Raw genomic sequence first — 733 nt, 5'->3', positions numbered from 1 at the left:
ATAAAAAAACGCCTATTGCAGAACAATAGACGTTTTTGTTTAACTCGAATAGAGCGCAGAGTAATTAGTGCTCGCGCGTCGCTCGGAACTGAACTTCTGGGAAACGTTCAGAAGCTAGGTTCAAATTCACCATAGTCGGTGCGATGTAAGATAGGTTATCACCACCATCTAACGCTAGGTTAGCTTGGCTCTTACGTTTGAACTCTTCTAGTTTCTTAGCGTCATCACATTCAACCCAACGTGCAGTTGCAACGTTCACACCTTCGTAAATCGCTTCAACGTTGTATTCCGCTTTCAAGCGCGCTACAACCACATCAAACTGAAGTACACCAACTGCACCAACGATCAGATCGTTATTTTGCAAAGGACGGAATACTTGAACCGCGCCCTCTTCAGAAAGCTGAACCAAGCCTTTTAGAAGTTGCTTCTGCTTCAATGGATCGCGCAGACGAATACGACGGAATAGCTCAGGCGCAAAGTTAGGAATACCTGCGAACTTCAAGCTTTCGCCTTGAGTAAAGGTATCGCCAATCTGAATTGTGCCGTGGTTATGCAGACCAATTATGTCACCCGCGTATGCTTTTTCAGCACGAGCACGGTCACCCGCCATGAAGGTTACTGCATCAGAGATACTGACGTTCTTACCAGTACGAACATGGTTCATCTTCATACCTTGGTCGTAAGTACCCGATACGATACGCATGAATGCGATACGGTCACGGTGTTTTGGATC

Annotated in this window: 1 protein-coding gene; it reads right to left on the bottom strand. The window is 46.0% G+C overall.

The window, feature by feature from the left end:
• Positions 1–64: 64 nt before the first annotated feature.
• A partial coding sequence (locus AB4653_RS19535; RefSeq protein WP_372105063.1) for an EF-Tu/IF-2/RF-3 family GTPase occupies positions 65–733 on the bottom strand: 669 nt, incomplete at its 5' end.

Origin of the sequence: Vibrio sp. 10N.222.48.A3 (assembly GCF_041475345.1) — a bacterium.
GTDB lineage: Bacteria > Pseudomonadota > Gammaproteobacteria > Enterobacterales > Vibrionaceae > Vibrio > Vibrio tasmaniensis_A.
Note: the sequence above shows the minus strand (reverse complement) of the source record. Positions and strands in the feature narration are given on the sequence as shown.